Raw genomic sequence first — 20,741 nt, forward strand, 5'->3', positions numbered from 1 at the left:
TCAGGCCCGACCGCGGTGCGAGGACCGGTACGCCTCGAGTACCGAGTCGAAGTCGTCGACGGTCCGCTGGAGGCGGTCCTTCAGTTCGTCGTACTCCTCGACGAGCGACTCCCACTCCGAGCGCCCCGAGAGCGCCATCTCGCGGTGCTCGGCGAGCAACACGCGCCGCTTCGTCTCGAGTCGCAGGAACCGCTGGAGGTCCGCATCGTGCTCGCGCACCCGCATCTGGCGTTCGATCGCGTCCACGAGCTCGTCGTGCTGCACGGGCTTGACGAGGTAATCGTCGAACGGCATCTCGAGCACGTCCAACTCCGGGTCGATTGCGGTCACCACGATGACCGCGGGGTCCGCGTCCCGTCGCTCCAGCATCTCCAGCACGTCGTCGCCGGAGTACCCCGGCATCCGTCGGTCGAGTAACACCACGTCGACGTCCTCGTCCACCTCCGCGAGGAACGCCTCCCCCTCGTAGACCGTGCGAACGTCGTACTCTCCGCGCAACCAGAGCGTGAACATGTTCGCGAGCTTCTCCTCATCGTCGACGACGAGCACGGTCGTCTCCTGGTCTCCTGGCATCTGCTATCCGGGCACTAATATGTGGAGCGACTTAGCCGTTGTAGCCGACCGCGAAGAAGAATCGTCGTGACCGCGCCGTCAGTCATCCTCGAGCAGCCGGTCGACCATCCGGTCCGGGTCGAACCGCTCCAGGTGGTCGTACCCCTGCCCGACGCCGAGGAAGAGGATGGGTTTCCCGGTGACGTGCGCGACCGAGATGGCGGCACCACCGTTGGAGTCCGCGTCCGCCTTCGTCAGGATGGCGCCGTCGATCTCCGCCGCGTCGTTGAACTGCTTCGCGCGCTGCACGGCGTCCTGGCCCGCGACCGCCTCGTCCACGAACAACGTCATGTCCGGGCCGACGACCCGCCCGATCTTCTCGAGCTGGTCCATCAGGCCCTCGTTCGTGTGGAGACGGCCCGCGGTGTCGCCGAGGACGACGTCCACGTCGTTCGCGTTCGCGTACTCCACGGCGTCGTAGATGACCGCCGCCGGGTCACCGCCCTGCTCGTGCCTGATGAGTTTCTTCCCGAGCGCGTCCGCGTGCTCCTGGATCTGCTCGTTCGCACCCGCACGGTACGTGTCGCCGTTCGCCAGCACCGACGACATGCCGCGTTCCTCGAAGTACCGCGCCATCTTCGCGATACTCGTCGTCTTCCCGACGCCGTTGACGCCCGTGAAGATGATGACGAGCGGCTTGTCGGCCTCGGCGACGCGCTGCTCGAAGTCGAACTGGCCGACGCTGATGACGTCGTAGAGCGCGTTCCGGAGCGCCTCCTCGACGACCGACCCGGTCGACTCCGTGAACTTCCGAGTCTCCCCGACGAGGTCCTCGCGGATGTTGTCCAGAATCTGCTGGGCGACACCCATCTCGACGTCCGAGGACAATAGCGCGATCTCGAGCTCCTGGAGGGGGCCTTCGAGGTCCTCCTCCTCGATGACGAACTTGCCCGTGGCGAGGGACTTCGCCTTCCGGGCGAACCCCGTCGACTTCGAGTCCTCGTCGTCCGTCTCGTCGTCCGCGTCGGTCTCCGCCACGCCCGCGTCGGCCGCGTCGGCGTCGACTGCCTCCGCATCGGCCGCGTCAGCGTCGACCGTCTCCGCCTCGGTCGCGTCGCTGGCCGCCGCATCCGAGGTGTCCGCGTCGTCCACAGCGGTCGCTGCGTCCGTCGACGCGGTTGCGTCGTCGGTCGCGCCAGCCTCGTCGCCGTCGACGTCGGCCGCGTCGACGACCTCGCCGTCAGCGACCTCGGCGTCCTCGGGGTCGAGCTCCTCGGCGTTCTCCTCGGCCGCCTCCTCGGCGTCCTTCCGGAAGCTCCCGAGCTTCTCCTTCAGACTGTCGAACATCGAGCCTTACTCGTCGTCGCCTTCCTGCTGCTGCATCTGCTGCATCTGCTGCTGCATCTGCTGCTGCTGCATCTGCTGGGCCTTCTCCTCGAGCTCGCTGGACTCGGCTTCGAGGTCGTCGATGTCCGCGGAGACGTCGTCGATCTTGTCGTCGACGACGCCCTTCTTCGTCTCGAGCGTCTCGATGGCGTCGGCCTCGGACTGCTCGGCCGCGTACCCGCCGCCGAGTCCGACGACGACCTCGTCGAGGTCCTGGACTTCCGCGCGAACGTACGCGTCGCCGCCGAGGGGCACCTGCACCGTCGACCCCGTCTCCAGGGTCTCGAGGGCCTCGATGGCCTCGTCGATCTCGGTCTTCTCGTCGCGGAGGTCCTCGATGTCCGCTTCGAGACCCTCTATCTCCTCCTGGATCTGCTGGAGTTCCTGGGAGAGCTGCTGGAGTTCACCGCCGCCACCACCACCCATCATTGTGCTTCGACCTCCTCGATCTCGACCTGGTGACGCGTGCAGCCGTGGCGGCTGCCGAAGTTCGCGTACGTGTGTTCGCGAGCGACGTTCTCGTTCGTCGCGTCGATCGTCGTCTCGAAGTTGTTCCGTCCGCGCTTCGTCTGGAACGTCCCGCGGATAGTGAACTCACTCATGTAGTCGAATCCGTCGCCTAGGGGGAAGAATCTTCTCACTTCAATGTCCTGGGGCTGTGGCGTGCTCGCCAGGTGAACGCCGGTGATATCCGGCGGTACGCCGGCACCACGGACTGCCGGCGACCGTCGATGCGCGAGTAGGTCACGTCTACGGCGGGTTCGGCCGTGGTTGGAACTCGCGTCGGTCGACGCTGCACCCGGTCGGTGCCGGCTCTCGTCGCAGTGGAGGGATGCGTCGGTCGCGTGAGCGATGCGCTCGGTCACGCTGGTGGAACCGCTCGGTCTCGCTGGCGGAACCGCTCGTCACGCTTACCGTATGCGCTCGTTCCCGTCCGCGTATGCGCCCGTTCCCGTCGCGGACGACAGCCATAGCTGGTCTCTAACTAACTCCAATCCTGGTGAGTTGGTAGCTATCATGGAGCCGCTCGGATTCGGCCGGCGACGCGAGCGAGGGCGCGCGGCCGCACCCGTCGTCGGCGTCGTGCTCATGCTCGGGCTGGTCGTCGCCGGTGCCGGGCTCGTCTACGCCACCGGGATGGACGCGAAGGCGTCCGTGCAGGACGCTTCGGCGGCCGACGGCGTGGAGACCTCGCTCCAGGCCGCCGGCGCGACGTTCGCGTCGGTCGCGCACACCGGGAGCGGTGCGACCGAACTCGTCGACCTCGGCGACTCGGCGCGCGACGTCCGCGTCGAGGCCGACGGCCGGCTCCGCGTCCAGGTGAACGGACGCACAGCGTGTACGGCAGCGACCGACCTCGGGACCGTCGTCGCCGACACCGGCTCGGGCGTCACGGTCGCGTACCAGGCGGGCGCCATCTTCAGGCGGTCGGCGAGCGGGACGACCATCCTGCAGTCGCCCGCGCTCGAATACCGCACCGAGCACGTGAACGGCCACCCGATCCGGACGGTGTCGTTCCCGGTGCCGAACGTCACCGGCGACGTCGACGGGCGCGAGTTCCTCGCGAGCGCCGACCGCGCGGGCGACACCATCCAGGACGACCTCTGTCTCACCGACGACGGCGCCGCCGACCTCGAGTACGTGCGCGAGGTCACCATCACCGTCGCGGGCAGCGACCACTATCGGGCGTGGCATCGGTACTTCGAGCGCGAGTTCGGCGCGGTCGCCGACCACAGCGTCGACCACGGGACGAAGACCGCGTCGGTCACCGCGCCCCTGGGTGCGGGCGTCCACCCGGACCAGTTCACGTTCGAGGGCGTCCAGGTGTACGGCGCGATCTTCTCGACGGCGTCCTCGGGCGAACTCCTGCTGCAGACCCAGCACGCGACCGTCGACAGCTACGACAGCAGGGACGGCCCGTGGGGTGGCGCCACGCCGACGTACGACAGCGGAGGCACCGTCATGACGCGCGGCAGCGTCGCCGTGCAGGCGAACGGCGCGACCATCGCGGGGAACGTGTACGCGGAAGGGTCGGTGTCGCTCTCGGAGTCCTGTGGCTCCGGCGGCGATCTTTGCGTCACGGAGGACGTCTACGTGAACAACTCCACGGCGAGCGGCCCCGTCACCGCGCTGCAGCCGTCGAGCCCGAGCGAGCGCGCCGAACGCATCGGCGGGACGCGGGGGAACGGCACGCAGCTCCCGGTGGTTCCGCCGATGGACGCGACCATCGACCGGACGGTCGCGACCGCGAGCACGTACAACACGAACGACAACGAGTCCGCCATCGACGTGTCGGGCGTCCAGTACACGGCCTCGAGTGCGACCGTCGAGAGCGGCGTGTACTACCTCGACGAACTGACCGTGCCAGCCGGGACCGACCTCACCCTGGACACGACCGACGGCGACGTCGTGCTCGCCATCGCGGAGGACGTCGACATCGGCGCTGACGCCACGGTGACCGTCAAGGGCGACGGCCAGGTGCACGCGTTCGTCGGCGAATCGACGACCGCGGGCGACCAGCTGTTCGTCGGCGAGGGCACGACCGTGCGCGTCCTCGACGGCGGCACGCGAACGTACCGGTCGAACGCGCTCGTCGTCGCGTGCAAGTCCGGGTGTGGCGCGACGTTCGCCGACGCTCCGTCGTCGAACCCGACGACGTTCACGGGCGTGCTCTACGCGCCCGGGAACGCCGCCGACGACGGCACCATCAGCCTCGGGAAGCGCGTCGACGTCTGGGGCGCGCTCGTCGGCGGCACCGTCACGTTCGAACAGCAGGCCGAGTTCCACTTCGACGAGTCGCTGCGGAACCAGGTCGCCACGGACGACGACGGCGACGGTGCACCAGACGTGACCACCGCCGGCCTCAGTTACGTCGACCCGCCCATCGAGAACGGCTACGTCATCTCCGTCACGTACGACGACGTCAACGTCACCGACGGATCCGCCCGCATCGCTCGCGGAGGCGACGCGCTCGCGAGCAGTCAACGCAGGTCAGTCGCCGATCCAGGACTCGGGACCGCCGTCGACCGACGAGCCAGGGCCGCCGTCGACGCACGACCGACGCCGCGTGCGTCGCTCGACGCCGTCAGTGTCGCGTGAAGAAGAAACGCCTCGCGACCCCGAACGGGGTCAGTCGAGGAAGCCGAGCGTCTGCTCGATGCGCGTCAGCTCCGGACCGCTCGTGTCCTCGCCGACCACGTACCCGTGGTCGTTCGCGAGCAACCCGGAGCCGACGAGCGGCGCGCCGAAGTTCACGGTCCCGACGTCCGCGTGCACGCCGAGGTGCTCGTCGAGCGCCGCGAGCTCTTCCTCCGTGGCCTTCGGGTGACAGAGCACGCCGTCGTTCGTCGCCACCGCCGCAGTCCCGACGGTTCGAACGCCACCGAGCTCGCCGCGCTCGACCGGCACGTCGAGCGTCTCCTCGACGACAGCCGTCGCGTCGTCACTCAGCTCGGGGTGCACGTACGCGCCCGCGTCGTTCGCGAGCACGACGTTCCCCGCGGCGTTCCGGCGACCCGGGAGCACGCCGACGTCGACGTCCACGGCGTCCTCGAGACGGTCGCGTTCACGGTCGCGGATGCGGCCCGTGACCACGAGCCCCTTCGAGTTCCCGGCGACGAGCGACCCGACGGTCGCGGACCCACCGATGTTCGTGGCAATCGCTGGGACCTCGAGCTCGTCGGCGAGCGCGTCGACGAGTTCGTCGTCGACGTCCGGTCGAACGACGAGTACAGTGTCGGTCGCGCGAGCGAACACGCCGACGTACGGCGATCCGACGAACGCGGTGCGTAGCACCGTTATTCTGCGTACTCGGCTTCGACGACGCGGTCGCCGTCCACGTCGAACGGCGCTGCGCGCACGCGAACCTTACTCGGGGGCTTCTTCCGGCCGCGACTCCAGATCGCCTCGTTGATCGAGGGGTCGAGACGGACCTGGTCTTCGTCGACCTTGAAGTGCTGTGCGAGGTGCTCGCGGATGAGCGTCATGGCCTTGTCCGCGCGCTTGTGCTTCGCTTCGGCCTTGGCGTCTCGGAGCGGGACGGTAACGACGCGCTCTTCGAATTCTTCTGCGCTCATCGTTACTCGTCCGTGTCGTTACGCCGCCAGTTCCGGCGCTTGTAGTTCCGCTGGACGTCCATGTCGGTCTTGAGCATGACCCACGCCGGCACCCGACTGTTCTGTCGGTCGAGCTTGGCGAGGCGCTTCTTCTTCGCCTTCGACTTCTTGCTCATAGTGGCCGAGACTATCGCGTGGGACCTTATAGGGTTGTCCTTTCGCCGTCGTGTGCGGAGGGTTGTCGCGGTCGGTGGCAGCGTCGTCGACGGTGTACTCGACGGAGGTCCAGGTCGTCGACGTTTCGCGTCACGGGCTTCGTGCCGTCGACTGCGCTCAGAGTTCGAACGCGCGGACGGTCTCGTAGACGGGGCCGTCGTCGGTGAGCGTGCTCTCGGTGAGGTGAACCTCGTCGACGAGCGCGGTGCCGACGGTCGGTTCCTCCTCGACGACGACGGCCTGCACCCGATCCTTGCCGCCGCCGTGGCGGACGCGAGCGATGGTGGCGTGGGGCGTGAAGTCGTGGTCCTCGGGGTCGTAGCCGAGCGCGGTCGTCTCGCGCTCGATGGCGTCGTGGAGGTGCGCGAGTTCGAGGTCGCCGCGACGCACGCCGATCCAGACGACGCTGATGTAGTCGAGGCTCGGGAACACGCCGAGGTCGCCGTACTCGACCTCGAAGGGGTCGACGTCGGCGTCGTCGACGGCGCGGGAAACGGCGTCCGCGACCGCGTCGAGGCGATGCTCGGGGGTCTCGCCGAGGAACTTCAGCGTGACGTGGGTCCCCTCGGGGTCCGTGGGGTCGACGCCGGCGGCGTCCGCGAACAGCGATTGGACGTCGGCGACGGCGGGGGCGAGCGCGTCGGGGAGGTCGACGCTCACGAACAGTCGCATGTTCTCGAGTCGTGCGCGCGCGACCGTAAACCCCCACGCCCGTTCAATCCCCGCCCGACGACTGATATGCGCCCGTTCAATCCCCGCCCGACGGATGGGGTTCGCGGGGAGCGCGGACCGTCGCGCTTATTCGACGGCGCTCGGTAAGACCCTGGCATGGAGTCGTTGCACGCGCGATACCCGTTCTTCGAGAGCGCGCGGGAGGCGGTCGACGACGCGGCCGTCGACCTCGGGGAGCTCGTCGCTCGCGGTGACGCGCCGGCGGTCGACCGCGCGGTCGAGCGCGTCACGGCCGCGCTCACGGAGGGCGACGTGGGCGCGCCGCGCCGGCGGACGCGCACGGAACTGCTCTCGTATCCGGTCGCGCGCGTGCTCGTGTCGCTCGTCGACGAGCCCGCGGTGACGCGGACGTACGCGCAGGCGGAGGCGGCGACCGCGGTCGAACGCATCCGCGCGGACGTGACGGAGAACGCGGACCTCTCCTACGGGTCGGGCGGCGAGGTGTCGCTGTCGGGACTGCTGTCGGAGTTCGGGCTCGACGACGCCGTCGAGCCGGTCGCCGGCGAGGACGCGTACCGCGTGACCGTGACCGCGTACCTGCGACTGTCGTCGAACCTCGACGGCGACGCGTGGCGGCTGAACCGCCGCGAGCTCGCCGACGGCGAGGTGCCCGTGGAGCGCGACGAGTTGCTCGTCTTGCTCCGGCAAGCCATCGAGGACCGGGTCGCCGACGGCCTCCCGTTGTCGGTCCCGGACGCCATCGCGGACGCGCTCACCGACGCGGTCGGACGCGTCGAGGAGGTGCTCGCGGACATCGACGTCGCGGTCGACATCGACCGCGTCGTCCCGGAACTGTTCCCGCCGTGCGTGCACGCGCTCCTGGAGCGCGCTCGCGACGGCGAGGAGCTACCCGCGCACTCGTGGTTCTCGCTGTGCTCGTTCTGCGCCGCCATCGGGATGGACGCCGACGACGTCCTCGAACTCCTCGACGTCGCCGAGGGCGAGGACCCCGTGCTCGCCCAGCGCGTCCGCTACGGCCTCGAGCGCGTCGCCGGGGAACGCGGCGTCGAGTACCCGCTGCCTTCGTGCGAGACGATGGACGCGTACGGCGACTGCGTGAACAAGGACGACCTCTGCGCTGACGTCCAGCATCCGCTCTCGTACTACGAGACGCGCGTCGAGTCCGCCGGCGACTGACCGCTCGCAGCGCTCACGTCGAAGCCAGTGCGTCCCCACCTGCGTCGCTCACGTCGAAGCCAGTGCGTCAGCGCTCGCGGCGCTCTCGTCGGTCCATAGAATGCGTCCGTCGCCGGCGGGTCGCGTGCGTCGCGGTCAAGCCGGGTTGCCGTTGTCGTCGTCGTCCTCGGACTTCGTGAGGTACGCGAGCCCGTAGCCGATACCGACCATGAACAGCACGAAGAACATGATGGCGCCGGCGAGCACGAACCCGCCGTCGACGGTGAGGACGCCCTGCGCGTCGCCGTAGGTCAACCCGATGGCGACGAAGATGGCGAGCATGACGAGAACCGAGGCCATGGAGACGACGACCTCGATCCAGTCTTGACGGTCCATAGGCGACTTGAACCGGGGCGGGGACAAAAGGGTGTCTAACTCGCCGTCGGCGCGTTCGAGGGGTGAGCGTGACGTGGACGCCCGCCGACGTCACGCGGTGAGTTCGACGTCGTCGAACTCGAGGAACGCGGTCTCGTAGCCCTCGTGGCGTGCGACCTGCGCGGGCGTGGTCACGGAGAGCGTGACGTCGTCGTCGGGTTGGACGTCGACGCTCGCCCCGTAGTGATAGCCGAGTTCGGGGTCGAGGACGCGGTCGAGCGCGTCGTCGAAGACGGTGTCGCCGTCGCGATCGACGGTCGCCTGGATGCCCATGCGGGGGATGACGTAGCCGTTGTACGGGGTACGCGGGCTGACGGCGAGGTAGCGGCCGTCGAAGCGGTCGGCGTCGACGACGGTCGTCGCGAACACCGCGTCACCGCTCTTCGGGTCGTCGTTCGCGGGGTCGCCGAGGACGCGCCCGGGGAGGTCGCCGGGTGCGGGCGCGACGCCCATCGGCATGTCCATGTCCATCTGCATGGGTCCGCGCGCCGCCAGCTCGCCGGCTCTGTCGGGGGTCTGCTCGTACGTGATGTTCTCCTTCGTCGCCTCGCTGTAGGGGAGTTCCACCGGGATGGTCGCACCCTCGCTGAACCGGCCCGCGTAGTCGCCGGTCATCGTGACGCCACTGCCCTCGAGCCCGCCGACGGAGACGTTCACGGTGAGCGTCGCCGCGTCGACGTCGCCGAGGTCGAAGTTCGCACCGTAGTGGAACCCCATCGGCTGGGAGAGCATCGGGTAGATGGTCTCCTGACTGACGGTCTCGCCGTCGCTCTCGATGGCGATACTGACGCCCGCGTCGGGCAGCACCTGCCTGGTCTCCGGGTCGAACACGCTCACCATGACGTGCGCGTCGTCGCCCTCCTGGATGGGGGTCTTCTCGACGCTCGTCCCGTTGACGTTCCAGAACCGATGCGGGTACGAGTACATCGTCATCGCGGCGTAGTCCCCGGACTTCCCCATCTCGCCCATCTCCATGCCCTCGATGTGTGTCGGGAAGTACACCGCGTTCGGGCGGTCCTCGAGCACGGGCGGGGAGCGCGCCGAGCGCGTCTCGAGCAGGCCCGTGCAGCCCGCCGTCGAGCCGAGCGCGCTCGCCGTCGCGGCGGCGCCGGCCGTCCGGAGGAACGTGCGTCTATCCATGTACGAGGGTCGGGGAGTCACGCAAAAGCGGGTTGTGGTTTAGGACTCGAAACCGCGTGGTTCGCGGGTCGAACGCCCGTCGCATCACCTTGCCGTCGCGTCACCTCGCCGTCGCGTCACCTCGCCGTCGCGTCATCTCGCCGTCGCGTCATCTCGCCGTCGCGTCACTCCGGCCGTGGCGTCGGGAGTGCGCGATGCTTCCGTGGTGGGAGGAGGAAGTTGCCGCGACGGCGGACGAACGTGTACTCGAGGATGCCGTTGTTGACGCGCTGCCGGATGGCGGGGTTCTCGGTGGCGTCCGTGCCGTTCATCGCCTCTCGCGTCTCCTTGAAGTCCGTGATGGTGCGCTGGACGGCGAGGAAGTGCAGGCCGGCTTCGCCGCCGTCGGTCGAGTCGAAGTCCCGGCGGAGGATGCGCGGACTGTCGTTCTCGTCGCGCGCTTGCGCTGTCTTCTGGTTGTGGCCGACGCGCCCGTACTCCTGAGCGGTCTCGTCTAAGTGCGCGGGACACTCGTTGACCTTCGTGCCGTCGCCGAGGTTCTCGCCGACGCCTTCGACGACGTCGTTGTCGGCGTGCGCGGGACAGAACATCTCGGCGACGCGGTCCTCCTGGTCCTGCTCGCCGTACCAGTCGTCGAGCCGGAGGCGTATCTTCGAGACGTGCTGGGTGGTCGCATCCTGGAACGGCCCGGACTGGATGGTGACGCGGTCCTCGGTCGCCTGGTTCTTCTTGAAGCCGGACTTGAACCCCATGTACAGCGGGGCGTCCTCGTCGACGTCGGCGTCGTCGGGGATGCCGTCGACGTCGCTGTTCTCCGCGGGCAGGCCCTTCCCGACGAAGCCGGTTCGGCGATCCGCGCGCTCGAGGACGCCGGCGAGGTCGGCGTCCAGCTCGCGGTCGTTCGCGGCGTCGCGTTCGCCCAGCAGCGCCTGTTCGGCTTCGAGGACGACGTCGGCGTGGTCGCTCGCGAAGTGCACGAGGACGTCCTGCTCGTCGAACGTGGGGTCCTCGAACGACGACATCGGTTCGGGCGCCGGGAGGTCGACGCTCTCGGGGAGCGGTTCGTCGAAGCGCTCGAAGTACGACGGCGAGTACCCGACCGTGAACAGGAGGCCCTCGTTCGAGTACTCGTAGGCGCGTTCGAGGCTCCTGAGGGCGGTCTCGACGGTCTCGCGCTCGGCGTCGGTGGGCGTGCCGTCGCCGGCGTAGTCGAGGTACGCGAGGACGTGGTGGCGCGCCATGACGTCGTTCCCGTGCTCGTCCGTGGGGAGGAACTCGTTCCAGGCGTGCTGGCGCGCCGGGAGCGTCGACGGGTCGCCGCCCTCGGGGACGTCGCGGCCGTCGCCGGGGAGGCGGTCGAGGCACGCCGAGAGCGCGCTCGCCCCGCCGATGGCGACCGCCGACTTCACGAACTCGCGCCGATCGAGTCCGCGACCGTCTCGTGGATCCATGCGGGGCCGTAGGGACTACAGTTTCTTGTACTGCGTGGTCCGCAAGTCGAAAAACGAGGCAGGAAAACGCTCGCCGCCAGGCGACCGGGAAACTGCCTCGCTGCCGAGCGAGCCACCAGCCCGCGAGGCCGCGGTCCCGGTTCGGGCGGTTCGGTCGCGGTACGGCCGGTTGCGTTCGGAAACGCGGCCTTGAGCGAGTGCTTCGTCGCGCTAGGACCGCCAGAACGACGGCGTGAGGATGACGAGCACCGAGACGACCTCCAGGCGGCCGATCCACATCAGGAACACCATGTAGAGCTTCCCGGCGTTCGAGAACGGCAGGAAGCTGTCCATCGGGCCGATGGGGCCGAAGCCGGGGCCGACGTTCCCGAGCGTGGCGATGGCGGCGCTCATCGCTTCCAATCCGGTCAGCGCGAGGTCGGGCGTCCGGAGGCTGTCGAGGTAGAGGAGGATCGTCGAAGCTGCGAACAGCGCCAGGAACAGCATGACGAACGTGAACACGCTCAGGACGGTGTCCTCGTCGACGGGTTCACCGCCGAGACGGACGGGTCTGACGGCGTCCGGGTGAACCGACGTGAACAACGAGCGGAGGACCGCCTTCTTCACGAGCACCCAGCGGACGATCTTGATGGAGCCGGCGGCCGAGCCCGCGGAGCCGCCGAGGAAGTACGCGAACAGGAGGATAGTCTGCGTCGACGGGTCCCAGGTGTTGAAGTCCATGCTCGCGTACCCGGTGGTGGTGACGATGCCGATCGCTTGGAAGAGGCCCTGTCGAAGCGAGTTCTCGGCGTTACCCGGGATGGCGTCGACGTTCGCGGGGACGGCGTCGAGGCCGACGCCGGCGAACAGCAGCGCGGAGACGAGCGCGCCGAAGGCGACGACGGCGAGCAGATACGAACGGAACTCGGCGTTCTCGACGAGCTCACGGGGTTCGCCGCGGAGGACGTACCAGAACAGCGCGAAGTTCGTGCCGGCGACGAGCATGAACGGCATCACCGCCCACTGGACGGCGGGCGTGAACGCCTCCACGCTCCGGGCTTCCGGCGAGAACCCGCCGGTCGGGAGCGTCGTGAGCGCGTGCGCGACAGCGTTGTAGAGGTCCATGTTCGGTGCGACGTCGACCACGTGGAGGGCGTAGTAGACGGCCGCGGCGAGGAGCGTGAATCCGACGTAGATGGCCCAGAGCACTCGCGCGGTCTTCTGGATGCGCGGCGTGAGTTTGTTGAGCGAGAGCCCGGGGGATTCCTGGTCCATGATCTGCGCGCCGCCGACGGAGAGCTCGGGGAGGATGGCAACCATGAGGACGAGGATGCCCATGCCGCCGAGCCACTGCGTGAGCTGTCGCCACATGAGCATCGCGTGCCCGTGGCGGTCGACGGATATCTCGCCGAGGACGGTCGCGCCGGTCGTCGTGAACCCGCTCATGCTCTCGAACAGCGCGTTCACGGGGGCGGCGACGGTGCCGGTGCCGGCGACGAGGTACGGGACGGTGCCGGCGAGCGGGACGACGAGCCAGGCGAGACTCACGACGAGGAACGCCTCGCGGTTGCCGAGAGCGTCCTCGTCGTTCGTGTCGTGCGCTTGCTCGAAGAGCACGCCGACCGCGAGCATCACCGCGCTCCCCGCGACGAACGGGAGTGGGTCCTCGGCGTAGTAGAACGCGAGCAGGAGCGGGAACAGCGGTGCCGCGGCCAGGTACTTGAGGACGGACCCGATGTAGGCGACGCTCACTCGATAATTGACGTACGCGCTCGTCGGACGGGTCATCTGTCCCGTCCTTGTGGGAGGGGAGTGAAGAGCGTACTAGTTTCGGCGGCGACGGTCGGCAGGGATCGGTCAGTGGCGGTCAGTCGGCGGCCAGCAGGTCGTCGACGAGGCGCGTGAAGCGGTCGACGAGTTTGTCGGAGACGCTGGGTTCGACGGTCTCGAGGAGGTCGGCGGTGCGCTGGGGCCGGGCGAGCGCGAGGGTGACGCGGCCGCGCCTGTCGCGTTCCTTCTCGATGACGCCGGCGGCTTCGAGGTTGGTGACGTGGTGTTCGAGCGTGCTGCGGGCGATGCCGACGCGGTCGGCGACGTCGCCGGGGCGGTTCGAGCCGTCGTCGAGGCACGCGAGGAGGACGTCGCGGGTGGTCTCGCGGCGGACGAGTGCGAGGACGCGCCGCTGGAAGGCGTCGTACTCGGGCGGGTAGTAGTGCGTGCGGCCGAACAGTTCCTCGCGGGCGAGCGCGCCGGCGTCGACGAGGTCGCGGACGTGGTACTGGACCTGGCCGGGCGCGTAGGGCGTGTCGCGGACGAGCTCGTTGAAGTGCACGCCCGGGGTGGTGGCGACGGCGCGTTCGATGCTGGTTCTGGTGTCTGTCATGCGGGTCTCGCTGTGGTGTGGGTGTCAGGGCGTGGTCGCGGGACGGACGCTGCGGGCGTACCAGACGGCGGCGACGACGAGTGCGACCATGACGACGTCGAGGCCGTGTTCGGCGGTGTGGTGCGTGGTCGCGGAGAGGCCGCCGATCATCCCGAGCCACCCGACCGCGCTGCGTGCGGCGAGTGCGACGACGGCGAGTGCGACGAAGAGGTACGGGCTGGTGCGGCGGCGCGCGAACGCGGCGAGCGCGAGGCCGCCGAGGGCGGCGCTCCCGAGGCTCGCGAGGACGAGCACGGCGGCGTACGCCGGCCCGACTGTTGGCGTGGCGTGCAGGGCGACGCCCGCGACCACGGATGCCATCGTCGGCGCGTACGTGCCGGAGCCTCGTGAAGGCCTCGGTCGACCCCGCAAGCGACCTGATTCTGCTCTTCCGTCTGCTGTCAGCGCTCGTGCGCGCGTGCGTGCGAGGCTTGAAGTCGCTGGAACCCCTGTTTCTAGTCGACGGTTACGCGGCCCGGACGGGTCGTGTGGCCTGGATACCTATGACGCACACTCGAAACACACCCGCGTCAGGAGCCGATCGGTTCGACGACCGTGCTGCGGTGTCGAGCGACCGCGTTCTCGGCGCCGACGGCGGCGTCGAGGAAGCCGTCGACGGCGCCGTGGACGGCGAGGACGGCGAGCGCTCGGCGTCGGACGTGGACGAGCGGTCGGTGCGGGCGCGGACGGAGGCGATGACGGTGCTCGCGCTCGGGAGCGGCCGGTACGCTGTCCACAGCCAGAGCGGGAACGACTACCTCGTCGACGTCACCGAGAGCCGGTGTTCGTGTCCGGATCACGCCATCAGGGGCGCGCGCTGCAAGCATCTGCGGCGGGTCGCGATCGAGATAACGGCGGGTGCGGTGGCGCCGCCGAGTCACGTCGCGTCGACGTGCGCGTCCTGCGGCGGGTTCGCGCTCGTCCCGCCGGGTGCGCGGGAGCCGCATCTCTGTGACGCCCATCGGTTCGTGGTCGGGGACCGGGCGTGGGACCGGGAGACCGAGGAGGTCGTGCTCGTGGTCGCGGTGTCGCCCGAGCGCGCCGACGAGGTCAGCGTCCCGGGGCGGGACGTGTCGGTCGCGGACTACGAGACGAACGCGGCGTATCCGGCGAGCGACCCGGTCGTCGCGGCGGTCTACCCGTCGGTACGCGTGGAGCGAGCGGGGCCGCGGCCGGGCGAGTTGCGCGTGTACTCGTTCCCGCTGTCGCGACTGGAGCGGCTCGACGACGAACGTCGCGAGTCGCGCTAGTCCCGGTTCGCGAGAAGCTACGCGTCGAAGTCGCCGAGGCTCGTCTTCTCCGTATCCCCGACGAGTTCCTCGAAGTCCGTGCCGTCCGCGAGCGCCGTCTCCTTCTTCACGCGATAGCTGCCCTTGTCCGTCGTGTAGAGGTCGCCGGGATGGAAGAAATACCAGTCCTCGCGGTCGAACCGCACCGCGATGCGCGGTTTCGCGCCGAAGTTCCGCGCGAAGTACACCAGGGCCTCAACCTCCTCGCCCTCGAGGTATATCGGGCGCCCGGACGACGACTTCGCCTCGATCGCGTAGAAGTCGTCGCCGTTCCCCGCCAGCACGTCCGGCAGCTCGCGGTCCGTCGCCGCCCCCGACGCCGGCGCGCGCATCACCGCGAACCCCGCCTCGTCCAGCGCGTTCACGAGCTCGCGCTCCCGACGATTCCCCTTCCGACTCGCGCTCATACCACGTCGTCACTCACGGACGCGCATAAACCACCGGATAGCACGGTGGAAGTGGAACCGAGCCGCACGCACCGGACGTCGAACGGGTCGGTCGTTCGCGCGCGCCCCGATATCGATCAGAGGACGTCGTGTTCCTCCAGCCGTGCGAACGCGAATCGGGCGGTCGGATAGGTTATCGAGCCGCCACCGATCACGCCGATCTTGATCGCTTCGATCGGTTCGTCCGTCTCGGCACCTGCGTCCATCGCCCCCTCGACGTGGTAGGTGACGCACTCCTCGCACCGCGTCGCGACCGAGATCGAGAGGCCGGTGAGTTCCTTGTAGCGTTTCGGGATGGCGCCGTCCGCGTACGTGGATTCGTCCAGCGCCCCGAATTCGGCGAAGAACGGGTCGTGGGTCGCCATCAGTTCGTTCAACCGTTCTCGATCGTCGGATTGCCCACCAGGCATTATCGACGTCATGCGGCCCAGTGTGCTCAATAGTTCCGGTGGTTGAACAGTGACTCCTGGAGAAGGTAACGGCTGAGCCAGCTATCTGTCCACGTTGGTTCCCTGAAGGAGTTCAGAGACCCACGCGGTCGTACAACGGGACCGTGGGCGACAGTTACCTGATTTCGACACGACGGCTTACGACCAAAGAGACGGGACCGACCACAACGCAGAAACGGCGTCCGAGGGGACGCCGTATCCTCGTGCGGTCAGTCAAGCATGGAAACGGCCGCCTGGAGGCGGCCGTATGCTCGTGCGATTAGTTCACCGCGCACCGACGACTCCACAGAAACGGCCGCCTGGAGGCGGCCGTATGCTCGTGCGGGCCGTTAGGTCCCGTGCTGCCAGCTCCCCATGTACTCTTCTTGCGTGTCGGTGAGGGAGTCGAAGTCGACGCCCTCGGCCTCCAGCTTGATCTCGGCGACCTCCTTGTCGAGTTCGTCGGGGACGTCGTGGACGCCGGCGTCGTAGGCGTCGGGGTTCTCGACGAGTTCGCGGACGCAGACGGCCTGGATGCCGAAGGACTGGTCCATGACTTCGACGGGGTGGCCGAGCGCGATGGGCGCGGCGAGGTTCACGAGACGGCCTTCGGCGAGGACGTTCAGGCGGCGGCCGTCTTCCATCTCGTACGCTTCGACGCCGTCGCGGGCCTCGTACCGGTCGACGGCCTTGTCGTCGAGCGCGTCCAGGTCGATCTCGATGTCGAAGTGGCCGGCGTTCGCGAGCAGGACGCCGTCCTTCATGCGGTCGAAGTGCTCGTCGACGACGACGTCGCGGTTCCCGGTCGTCGTGATGAAGACGTCACCGACCTCGGCGGCCTCGGTCATCGGCATGACGTCGTAGCCCTCCATGTGCGCTTCGAGCGCGCGCCGGGGCTCGACCTCGGTCACGATGACGTTCGCGTTCTGGCCCGCGGCTTTCTTCGCGACGCCCTTCCCGCAGTAGCCGTAGCCGGCGACGACGACGTTCTTCCCCGCCCAGGAGAGGTTCGTCGTCATCGCGATGCTCGCGAGCGAGGACTCGCCGGTGCCGTGGACGTTGTCGAACAGGCGCTTCATCGGGGTGTCGTTCACCGCGAACACCGGGTAGTCGAGGGCGTCGTCGTCGTCCATCGCGCGCAGGCGGTGGACGCCCGTCGTCGTCTCCTCCGCCCCACCGAGGATGCTGTCGATGAGTTCGGGGTAGTCCTCGTGGATGGCGGCGACGAGGTCCATGCCGTCGTCGACGGTGACGGTCGGCTCCAGGTCGATGACGGCCTCGATCGCCTCGTAGTACTCGTCGTCGTCGACGCCGCGGACCGCGTAACTCGTGATGGAGTCGTGCGCGTCCAACGCCGCGGAGACGTCGTCGTGCGTGCTCAGGGGGTTGCAGCCCGTGATGGCGACCTCCGCGCCGCCGTCGGCGAGGAGTTCGACGAGGTTCGCGGTCTTCGCTTCGACGTGCATCGCCATCGCGATGCGCTGGCCGGCGAACGGCTGGTTCGCTTCGAAGTCCTCGCGGAGCGCTTCGAGGATGGGCATGTGCTGGCGAGCCCACTCCATCTTCCGACGACCCTCTTCGCGAGCGGCGTCGGGGTCGTCGAGTTGCGCTGTCACCGACGGATACGTTGTCATGCGAGATACCAGCGGGAGCGACGCAAAAACCCTACCGAAGCCGGATTCGTTCACGACGGTGTGCCCGTCGACCCGAGTCGGCGTGTCGGTACCGGGTCAGTCCGCGGTCTGGGGGCTGGTCCCGCGGTCGAACTTGGCCTTGTACTGCCGGGAGACGTACCAGATAGCGATGCCGCCGACGGCAGCGGGAAGCAACCAGATCACCGGCAGGGGAACGCCCGGGACCTCACTCACGTTCGTTGTGACGACCGCGGTGATGGTCGCGATGTACGCCCCACCCATGCGGTTGATGTGCTCGAAGAACCACGCGCGCGGTTCGAGGTCGGTGGCGCGGAACTGGCGGACGTCGCCCGCGGTCGTGGTGAGCGCGATCGTGCCGAGGACGAGCACGACGATCCCGAAGTCGATCCCTTCGCTGAGGAACCACGCACCCATGGCGACGAGGGCGACGCCGGACGCACCGAAGAGGCCGGTTACCACCCAGTCGACGGTGCCGGGGGTGTCGATGGTGCGTTTCCGGGAGAGGACGCGATAGCCGGAGAACGCGAAGTAGAAGCTGAACACGGCGACGAAGCCCAGGAACACGCGGAAGATCGTCTGGTCGATCGCGAGCAGGCCGAGTGCCGTGACGGAGACGACCGCCATCGCGTACACGTACGTGCGGCCGAGGCGTCGATGCCGCTGGTTGCCTTTCTTCGTGACGATCGCGCCGGCACCAGTTACGAGCGCGACGACGCCGGCGAGGATGTGAACGCCGAGAGTGGCGTCTTCGAGGATCGTCATGATACGAGTACGGCGGAGTATGAAATAAAGACGTATCGTGTGTTTCGTGATCGCGTGGAACAAACTGGGGTGGGGGTTGGCTGTACGGTGGGTCGACGCGAACGGACCGTCCAGCGTCGACGGTTCCCGACGAGAGTATCCGGGCTAGACAGTTAGGTGGGGTGTCTTTCGGGTCCGGTCGACGCATGATAGGATATGGACATCAGCGACGACCTCCAGCGGCGGATCGGCGTCTTCGTCCTCCTCGCGCTCGGGGTCGTCGTCGCGGTCGCACAGCTGTACGACGTGTACGCCGACGTGGTGAGCGACGGTGCGTCGATCCTCATCTCGCTCGTCGAGTTCTCCTTCCCCGGTCTCCTCCTCGTGGCGTTCGGCGTCGTCGTCGCCTGGCTGTACCTGAACGACTGGGACGGCGAGCACGTCCTCCGGGTGGCGACGTGGAGTCTCGTCGTCAGCGGGGGCGTGCTCGCGCTCCAGGCGTGGGTGCTCGGCATCCAGCTGTACTACCAGAACGGGACGGACGTCGCCGTCATCGCGTCGAGTAACGCCGCGGTCGGGCTCGTCCTCGGGTCGTTCATCGGCATCTATAGCGTGATGCGGTCGCAGGACCGCCGCGAGTTGGAGCGTAGCGAGGAACGGTATCGGTCGATGACGGAGGACGTCCTCGACTCCAGCGACGTGGCGCTGTTCGTCCTGGGCGACGACGGCGAGGTCGTGTGGGTGAACGAGGCGGTCGAGGAGTACTTCGGCGTGAACCGCGACGACGTCATGGGGCGTCCGAAACGCGAGGTGCTCTCGGAGACGGCGACCGCGGTCGCCGACCCCGAACGGTTCCGCGAACGACTCGAAGCGGTGTACGACGCGGACGGGTCGCGCGACGAGGAGCGCTTCGAGTGCCACGTGCTGGGAAGTGACGACCGCGAGGAACGCTGGCTGGAGTACCGGAGTCAACCCATCGAGTCCGGGCTCTACGAGGGCGGCCGCATCGAGCATTACACGGACGTGACCGCGCAGAAGGAGACGACCGCGCGACTCGAGGACCGCGAACGCGTGCTTCGCGAACTCCACGACGTCCTCCTGGACCGGTCCGCGACCGTGGACGAACGCATCACGTCGCTACTGGAGGTCGGCCGCGAGCAACTGGAGATGGAGTTCGCGCTGCTGGCGCGCGTCGACGGCGAGGACTTCCACGTTCGGGCGGCGAGTCCGCGCGACTGGCCGCTCGCGGAGGGCGAGACGTACCCGCTCTCGGATACCGTTTGTCGACGCGTCGTCGAGACGACCGAGAGCCAGCGGTTCGGGCACCTCTCCACGGAGGCCGCGGAACTCACGGACTGTCTGTCGCACGCGGACGTCGACGTGGAGTCGTACGTCGGGATGCCCGTGCACGTCGACGGCGAACTGTATGGGACGCTCGCGTTCTACGGGCCGGAGCCCGGTGAGCCCGTCGACGACTGGGAGATGACGGTCATGGAGTTGATGGGGAACTGGGTCGGGAACGAACTGGAGTTGGCGCGGCGGCGCGACGAACGCGAGCAGGCCTTGCGGGAGACCAGAGAGCAGTTCGCGTCCCTCGTCGGTGACGTCGAGGAGTACGCCATATTCCGGTTGGACGCCGACGGGCACGTGGCGTCCTGGAATCGTGGTGCACGCCAGATCAAGGGCTACGAGCCGTCGGCGGTCCTCGGCGAGCACGTCCGGACGTTCTACCCGGAGGAGGCCCGCGAGGCGGGTGAGCCCGAGCGGTTGCTGTCGGAGGCGCGAGAGCTCGGACGCACGGAGACCGAGGGGTGGCGCGTTCGGAAGGACGGGTCGCGGTTCTGGGCGACGGTGTCGATAACGGCGCTACGCGACGAGGACGGCGACCTCCGCGGGTTCCTGAAGGTGACGCGGGACATGACCGAGCGCCGGGAGCGCGAGCAGCAGTTGGAGCACGAGCGCGAGCGCCTGGAGTTCATGAACCGCATCATCCGGCACAATCTCCTGAACGGCATGAACGTCGTGGATGCACGCGCTGGCCTGCTCTCGGGGCACGTCGACCCCGAGGTCGCGGAGCACCTGGAGACGGTGCAGTCGCGCGTCCGGGACATGGTCGACCTCATCGAGACGATGCGGTCGTTCATGCAGGTGTTGACGGAGGAGGACGGCGAGCGCACGGAGCCGGTGGTGCTCGACGCGGTCCTGTCGGCGGAGGTGGAGAAGGCGCGGAAGGCGTACGACGATGCGACGGTCACGTACGACCCGGCGCCGGACGTGCGCGTCGTCGGGAACGACCTGCTGCCGGAGGTGTTCGAGAACCTGCTGTCGAACGCGGTCCAGCACAACGATTCGCCGAAGCCGACGGTGGAGGTGTCGGCGCGCGTCGACGGTGACGAGGCGGTAGTGGCGGTCGCGGACGACGGGCCGGGCGTCGACGAGGCGATGCGGGACGCGATCTTCGAGAAGGGCGAGAAGGGCTTCGATTCGCCCGGGACGGGGTTCGGGTTGTACCTCGTCCGCGAGCTCGTGGCGTCCTACGACGGCGGTATCGACGTCGAGAATCGCCCGGAGGGCGGGGCGGAGTTCACCGTCCGCCTCCCGCTCGCGGCCGGCGCCGCCGAGGGCGGCGAAGAGTCAGAGCTCGTGTCGGACTGACGACCGCACCAGCATACGGCCGCCGTCAGGCGGCCGTTTCCTG

The 20,741-nt window shown here is 68.5% G+C and carries 22 protein-coding genes; 4 read left to right on the top strand and 18 right to left on the bottom strand.

Annotation, left to right across the window (positions count from 1 at the left end; genetic code table 11):
- The 4 genes from LI336_RS15260 to rpl18a all read right to left on the bottom strand — a co-directional run bounded on the left by LI336_RS15260 (nt 1) and on the right by rpl18a (nt 2,540).
- Nucleotides 1-573: a response regulator transcription factor gene (locus LI336_RS15260; protein WP_227134012.1), complete on the bottom strand. Its 573-nt coding sequence runs from the start codon at nt 571-573 to the stop codon at nt 1-3.
- A 78-nt stretch (nt 574-651) separates the two neighbouring features.
- Complete coding sequence (gene ftsY / locus LI336_RS15265; protein ID WP_227134013.1) at nt 652-1,899, bottom strand: signal recognition particle-docking protein FtsY; 1,248 nt, start codon at nt 1,897-1,899, stop codon at nt 652-654.
- A gap of 6 nt (nt 1,900-1,905) precedes the next feature.
- Entirely contained in the window at nt 1,906-2,367 is a 462-nt protein-coding gene (gene pfdA / locus LI336_RS15270; protein WP_227134014.1) for a prefoldin subunit alpha, read from the bottom strand.
- On the bottom strand, nt 2,364-2,540 hold the full coding sequence (gene rpl18a / locus LI336_RS15275; RefSeq protein ID WP_227134015.1) for a 50S ribosomal protein L18Ae: 177 nt from the start codon (nt 2,538-2,540) through the stop codon (nt 2,364-2,366). The genes pfdA and rpl18a overlap by 4 nt, the downstream gene beginning before the upstream one ends.
- A gap of 415 nt (nt 2,541-2,955) precedes the next feature.
- Here rpl18a and LI336_RS15280 point away from each other — a divergent pair, with 415 nt between their 5' ends.
- The gene (locus tag LI336_RS15280) at nt 2,956-5,037 is read left to right on the top strand and encodes a DUF7289 family protein (RefSeq protein WP_227134016.1); all 2,082 of its coding nucleotides are present in this window, start codon (nt 2,956-2,958) and stop codon (nt 5,035-5,037) included.
- Nucleotides 5,038-5,067: 30 nt separating this feature from the next.
- Here LI336_RS15280 and LI336_RS15285 read toward each other — a convergent pair whose 3' ends face one another.
- The 4 genes from LI336_RS15285 to thpR all read right to left on the bottom strand — a co-directional run bounded on the left by LI336_RS15285 (nt 5,068) and on the right by thpR (nt 6,881).
- Nucleotides 5,068-5,733 carry a translation initiation factor IF-6 gene (locus LI336_RS15285; protein ID WP_227134017.1) on the bottom strand — a complete coding sequence of 222 codons (666 nt, stop codon included), beginning with the start codon at nt 5,731-5,733 and terminating at the stop codon, nt 5,068-5,070.
- Nucleotides 5,734-5,735: 2 nt separating this feature from the next.
- On the bottom strand, nt 5,736-6,014 hold the full coding sequence (locus LI336_RS15290; RefSeq protein ID WP_227134018.1) for a 50S ribosomal protein L31e: 279 nt from the start codon (nt 6,012-6,014) through the stop codon (nt 5,736-5,738).
- A 2-nt stretch (nt 6,015-6,016) separates the two neighbouring features.
- A complete protein-coding gene (locus LI336_RS15295) occupies nt 6,017-6,169 on the bottom strand; it encodes a 50S ribosomal protein L39e (protein ID WP_227134019.1) in 153 nt (50 codons plus the stop codon).
- A gap of 157 nt (nt 6,170-6,326) precedes the next feature.
- Nucleotides 6,327-6,881 carry an RNA 2',3'-cyclic phosphodiesterase gene (gene thpR, locus LI336_RS15300; protein WP_227134020.1) on the bottom strand — a complete coding sequence of 185 codons (555 nt, stop codon included), beginning with the start codon at nt 6,879-6,881 and terminating at the stop codon, nt 6,327-6,329.
- 156 nt (nt 6,882-7,037) lie between these two features.
- On the opposite strand from thpR, the gene LI336_RS20225 reads away from it, so the two are divergent.
- Nucleotides 7,038-8,078: a DNA primase large subunit PriL gene (locus LI336_RS20225; protein ID WP_264475483.1), complete on the top strand. Its 1,041-nt coding sequence runs from the start codon at nt 7,038-7,040 to the stop codon at nt 8,076-8,078.
- A 135-nt stretch (nt 8,079-8,213) separates the two neighbouring features.
- On the opposite strand, the gene LI336_RS15315 is transcribed toward LI336_RS20225, so the two are convergent.
- The 6 genes from LI336_RS15315 to LI336_RS15340 form a co-directional block, all read right to left on the bottom strand.
- Nucleotides 8,214-8,453 carry a DUF7472 family protein gene (locus LI336_RS15315; RefSeq protein WP_227134021.1) on the bottom strand — a complete coding sequence of 80 codons (240 nt, stop codon included), beginning with the start codon at nt 8,451-8,453 and terminating at the stop codon, nt 8,214-8,216.
- A gap of 90 nt (nt 8,454-8,543) precedes the next feature.
- Nucleotides 8,544-9,632: a DUF7350 domain-containing protein gene (locus LI336_RS15320; RefSeq protein WP_227134022.1), complete on the bottom strand. Its 1,089-nt coding sequence runs from the start codon at nt 9,630-9,632 to the stop codon at nt 8,544-8,546.
- A gap of 164 nt (nt 9,633-9,796) precedes the next feature.
- Nucleotides 9,797-11,083 carry a DUF7405 family protein gene (locus LI336_RS15325; protein WP_227134023.1) on the bottom strand — a complete coding sequence of 429 codons (1,287 nt, stop codon included), beginning with the start codon at nt 11,081-11,083 and terminating at the stop codon, nt 9,797-9,799.
- 210 nt (nt 11,084-11,293) lie between these two features.
- Nucleotides 11,294-12,850 carry a TrkH family potassium uptake protein gene (locus LI336_RS15330; RefSeq protein ID WP_227134024.1) on the bottom strand — a complete coding sequence of 519 codons (1,557 nt, stop codon included), beginning with the start codon at nt 12,848-12,850 and terminating at the stop codon, nt 11,294-11,296.
- Nucleotides 12,851-12,929: 79 nt separating this feature from the next.
- The gene (locus tag LI336_RS15335; RefSeq protein WP_227134025.1) at nt 12,930-13,445 is read right to left on the bottom strand and encodes a winged helix-turn-helix transcriptional regulator; all 516 of its coding nucleotides are present in this window, start codon (nt 13,443-13,445) and stop codon (nt 12,930-12,932) included.
- Between the two features lie 24 nt (nt 13,446-13,469).
- The gene (locus tag LI336_RS15340) at nt 13,470-13,805 is read right to left on the bottom strand and encodes a DUF7471 family protein (protein WP_227134026.1); all 336 of its coding nucleotides are present in this window, start codon (nt 13,803-13,805) and stop codon (nt 13,470-13,472) included.
- Between the two features lie 182 nt (nt 13,806-13,987).
- Here LI336_RS15340 and LI336_RS15345 point away from each other — a divergent pair, with 182 nt between their 5' ends.
- Nucleotides 13,988-14,734: an SWIM zinc finger family protein gene (locus LI336_RS15345; protein ID WP_227134027.1), complete on the top strand. Its 747-nt coding sequence runs from the start codon at nt 13,988-13,990 to the stop codon at nt 14,732-14,734.
- 17 nt (nt 14,735-14,751) lie between these two features.
- Here LI336_RS15345 and hjc read toward each other — a convergent pair whose 3' ends face one another.
- The 4 genes from hjc to LI336_RS15365 all read right to left on the bottom strand — a co-directional run bounded on the left by hjc (nt 14,752) and on the right by LI336_RS15365 (nt 18,064).
- Complete coding sequence (gene hjc / locus LI336_RS15350; protein ID WP_227134028.1) at nt 14,752-15,180, bottom strand: Holliday junction resolvase Hjc; 429 nt, start codon at nt 15,178-15,180, stop codon at nt 14,752-14,754.
- 116 nt (nt 15,181-15,296) lie between these two features.
- The gene (locus tag LI336_RS15355; protein ID WP_227134029.1) at nt 15,297-15,629 is read right to left on the bottom strand and encodes a carboxymuconolactone decarboxylase family protein; all 333 of its coding nucleotides are present in this window, start codon (nt 15,627-15,629) and stop codon (nt 15,297-15,299) included.
- Between the two features lie 368 nt (nt 15,630-15,997).
- Nucleotides 15,998-17,281, bottom strand: a complete 1,284-nt coding sequence (locus tag LI336_RS15360; protein WP_227134030.1) for an adenosylhomocysteinase — start codon at nt 17,279-17,281, stop codon at nt 15,998-16,000.
- Nucleotides 17,282-17,377: 96 nt separating this feature from the next.
- A complete protein-coding gene (locus LI336_RS15365) occupies nt 17,378-18,064 on the bottom strand; it encodes a DUF2306 domain-containing protein (RefSeq protein WP_227134031.1) in 687 nt (228 codons plus the stop codon).
- 195 nt (nt 18,065-18,259) lie between these two features.
- Here LI336_RS15365 and LI336_RS15370 point away from each other — a divergent pair, with 195 nt between their 5' ends.
- The gene (locus LI336_RS15370; RefSeq protein ID WP_227134032.1) at nt 18,260-20,698 is read left to right on the top strand and encodes a PAS domain S-box protein; all 2,439 of its coding nucleotides are present in this window, start codon (nt 18,260-18,262) and stop codon (nt 20,696-20,698) included.
- Nucleotides 20,699-20,741: the final 43 nt, after the last annotated feature.

This window comes from Halorubellus salinus (assembly GCF_020567525.1).
Lineage (GTDB): Archaea > Halobacteriota > Halobacteria > Halobacteriales > Natrialbaceae > Halorubellus > Halorubellus salinus.

What these genes read in the sequence shown, in the direction of transcription:
- LI336_RS15260 (WP_227134012.1), bottom strand. Translation starts at nt 573, where the DNA reads ATGCCAGGAGACCAGGAGACGACCGTGCTCGTCGTCGACGATGAGGAG.
- ftsY (WP_227134013.1), bottom strand. Translation starts at nt 1,899, where the DNA reads ATGTTCGACAGTCTGAAGGAGAAGCTCGGGAGCTTCCGGAAGGACGCC.
- pfdA (WP_227134014.1), bottom strand. Translation starts at nt 2,367, where the DNA reads ATGATGGGTGGTGGTGGCGGCGGTGAACTCCAGCAGCTCTCCCAGGAA.
- rpl18a (WP_227134015.1), bottom strand. Translation starts at nt 2,540, where the DNA reads ATGAGTGAGTTCACTATCCGCGGGACGTTCCAGACGAAGCGCGGACGG.
- LI336_RS15280 (WP_227134016.1), top strand. Translation starts at nt 2,956, where the DNA reads ATGGAGCCGCTCGGATTCGGCCGGCGACGCGAGCGAGGGCGCGCGGCC.
- LI336_RS15290 (WP_227134018.1), bottom strand. Translation starts at nt 6,014, where the DNA reads ATGAGCGCAGAAGAATTCGAAGAGCGCGTCGTTACCGTCCCGCTCCGA.
- LI336_RS15295 (WP_227134019.1), bottom strand. Translation starts at nt 6,169, where the DNA reads ATGAGCAAGAAGTCGAAGGCGAAGAAGAAGCGCCTCGCCAAGCTCGAC.
- thpR (WP_227134020.1), bottom strand. Translation starts at nt 6,881, where the DNA reads ATGCGACTGTTCGTGAGCGTCGACCTCCCCGACGCGCTCGCCCCCGCC.
- LI336_RS20225 (WP_264475483.1), top strand. Translation starts at nt 7,038, where the DNA reads ATGGAGTCGTTGCACGCGCGATACCCGTTCTTCGAGAGCGCGCGGGAG.
- LI336_RS15315 (WP_227134021.1), bottom strand. Translation starts at nt 8,453, where the DNA reads ATGGACCGTCAAGACTGGATCGAGGTCGTCGTCTCCATGGCCTCGGTT.
- LI336_RS15320 (WP_227134022.1), bottom strand. Translation starts at nt 9,632, where the DNA reads ATGGATAGACGCACGTTCCTCCGGACGGCCGGCGCCGCCGCGACGGCG.
- LI336_RS15325 (WP_227134023.1), bottom strand. Translation starts at nt 11,083, where the DNA reads ATGGATCCACGAGACGGTCGCGGACTCGATCGGCGCGAGTTCGTGAAG.
- LI336_RS15330 (WP_227134024.1), bottom strand. Translation starts at nt 12,850, where the DNA reads ATGACCCGTCCGACGAGCGCGTACGTCAATTATCGAGTGAGCGTCGCC.
- LI336_RS15335 (WP_227134025.1), bottom strand. Translation starts at nt 13,445, where the DNA reads ATGACAGACACCAGAACCAGCATCGAACGCGCCGTCGCCACCACCCCG.
- LI336_RS15340 (WP_227134026.1), bottom strand. Translation starts at nt 13,805, where the DNA reads ATGGCATCCGTGGTCGCGGGCGTCGCCCTGCACGCCACGCCAACAGTC.
- LI336_RS15345 (WP_227134027.1), top strand. Translation starts at nt 13,988, where the DNA reads ATGACGCACACTCGAAACACACCCGCGTCAGGAGCCGATCGGTTCGAC.
- hjc (WP_227134028.1), bottom strand. Translation starts at nt 15,180, where the DNA reads ATGAGCGCGAGTCGGAAGGGGAATCGTCGGGAGCGCGAGCTCGTGAAC.
- LI336_RS15355 (WP_227134029.1), bottom strand. Translation starts at nt 15,629, where the DNA reads ATGCCTGGTGGGCAATCCGACGATCGAGAACGGTTGAACGAACTGATG.
- LI336_RS15360 (WP_227134030.1), bottom strand. Translation starts at nt 17,281, where the DNA reads ATGACAACGTATCCGTCGGTGACAGCGCAACTCGACGACCCCGACGCC.
- LI336_RS15365 (WP_227134031.1), bottom strand. Translation starts at nt 18,064, where the DNA reads ATGACGATCCTCGAAGACGCCACTCTCGGCGTTCACATCCTCGCCGGC.
- LI336_RS15370 (WP_227134032.1), top strand. Translation starts at nt 18,260, where the DNA reads ATGGACATCAGCGACGACCTCCAGCGGCGGATCGGCGTCTTCGTCCTC.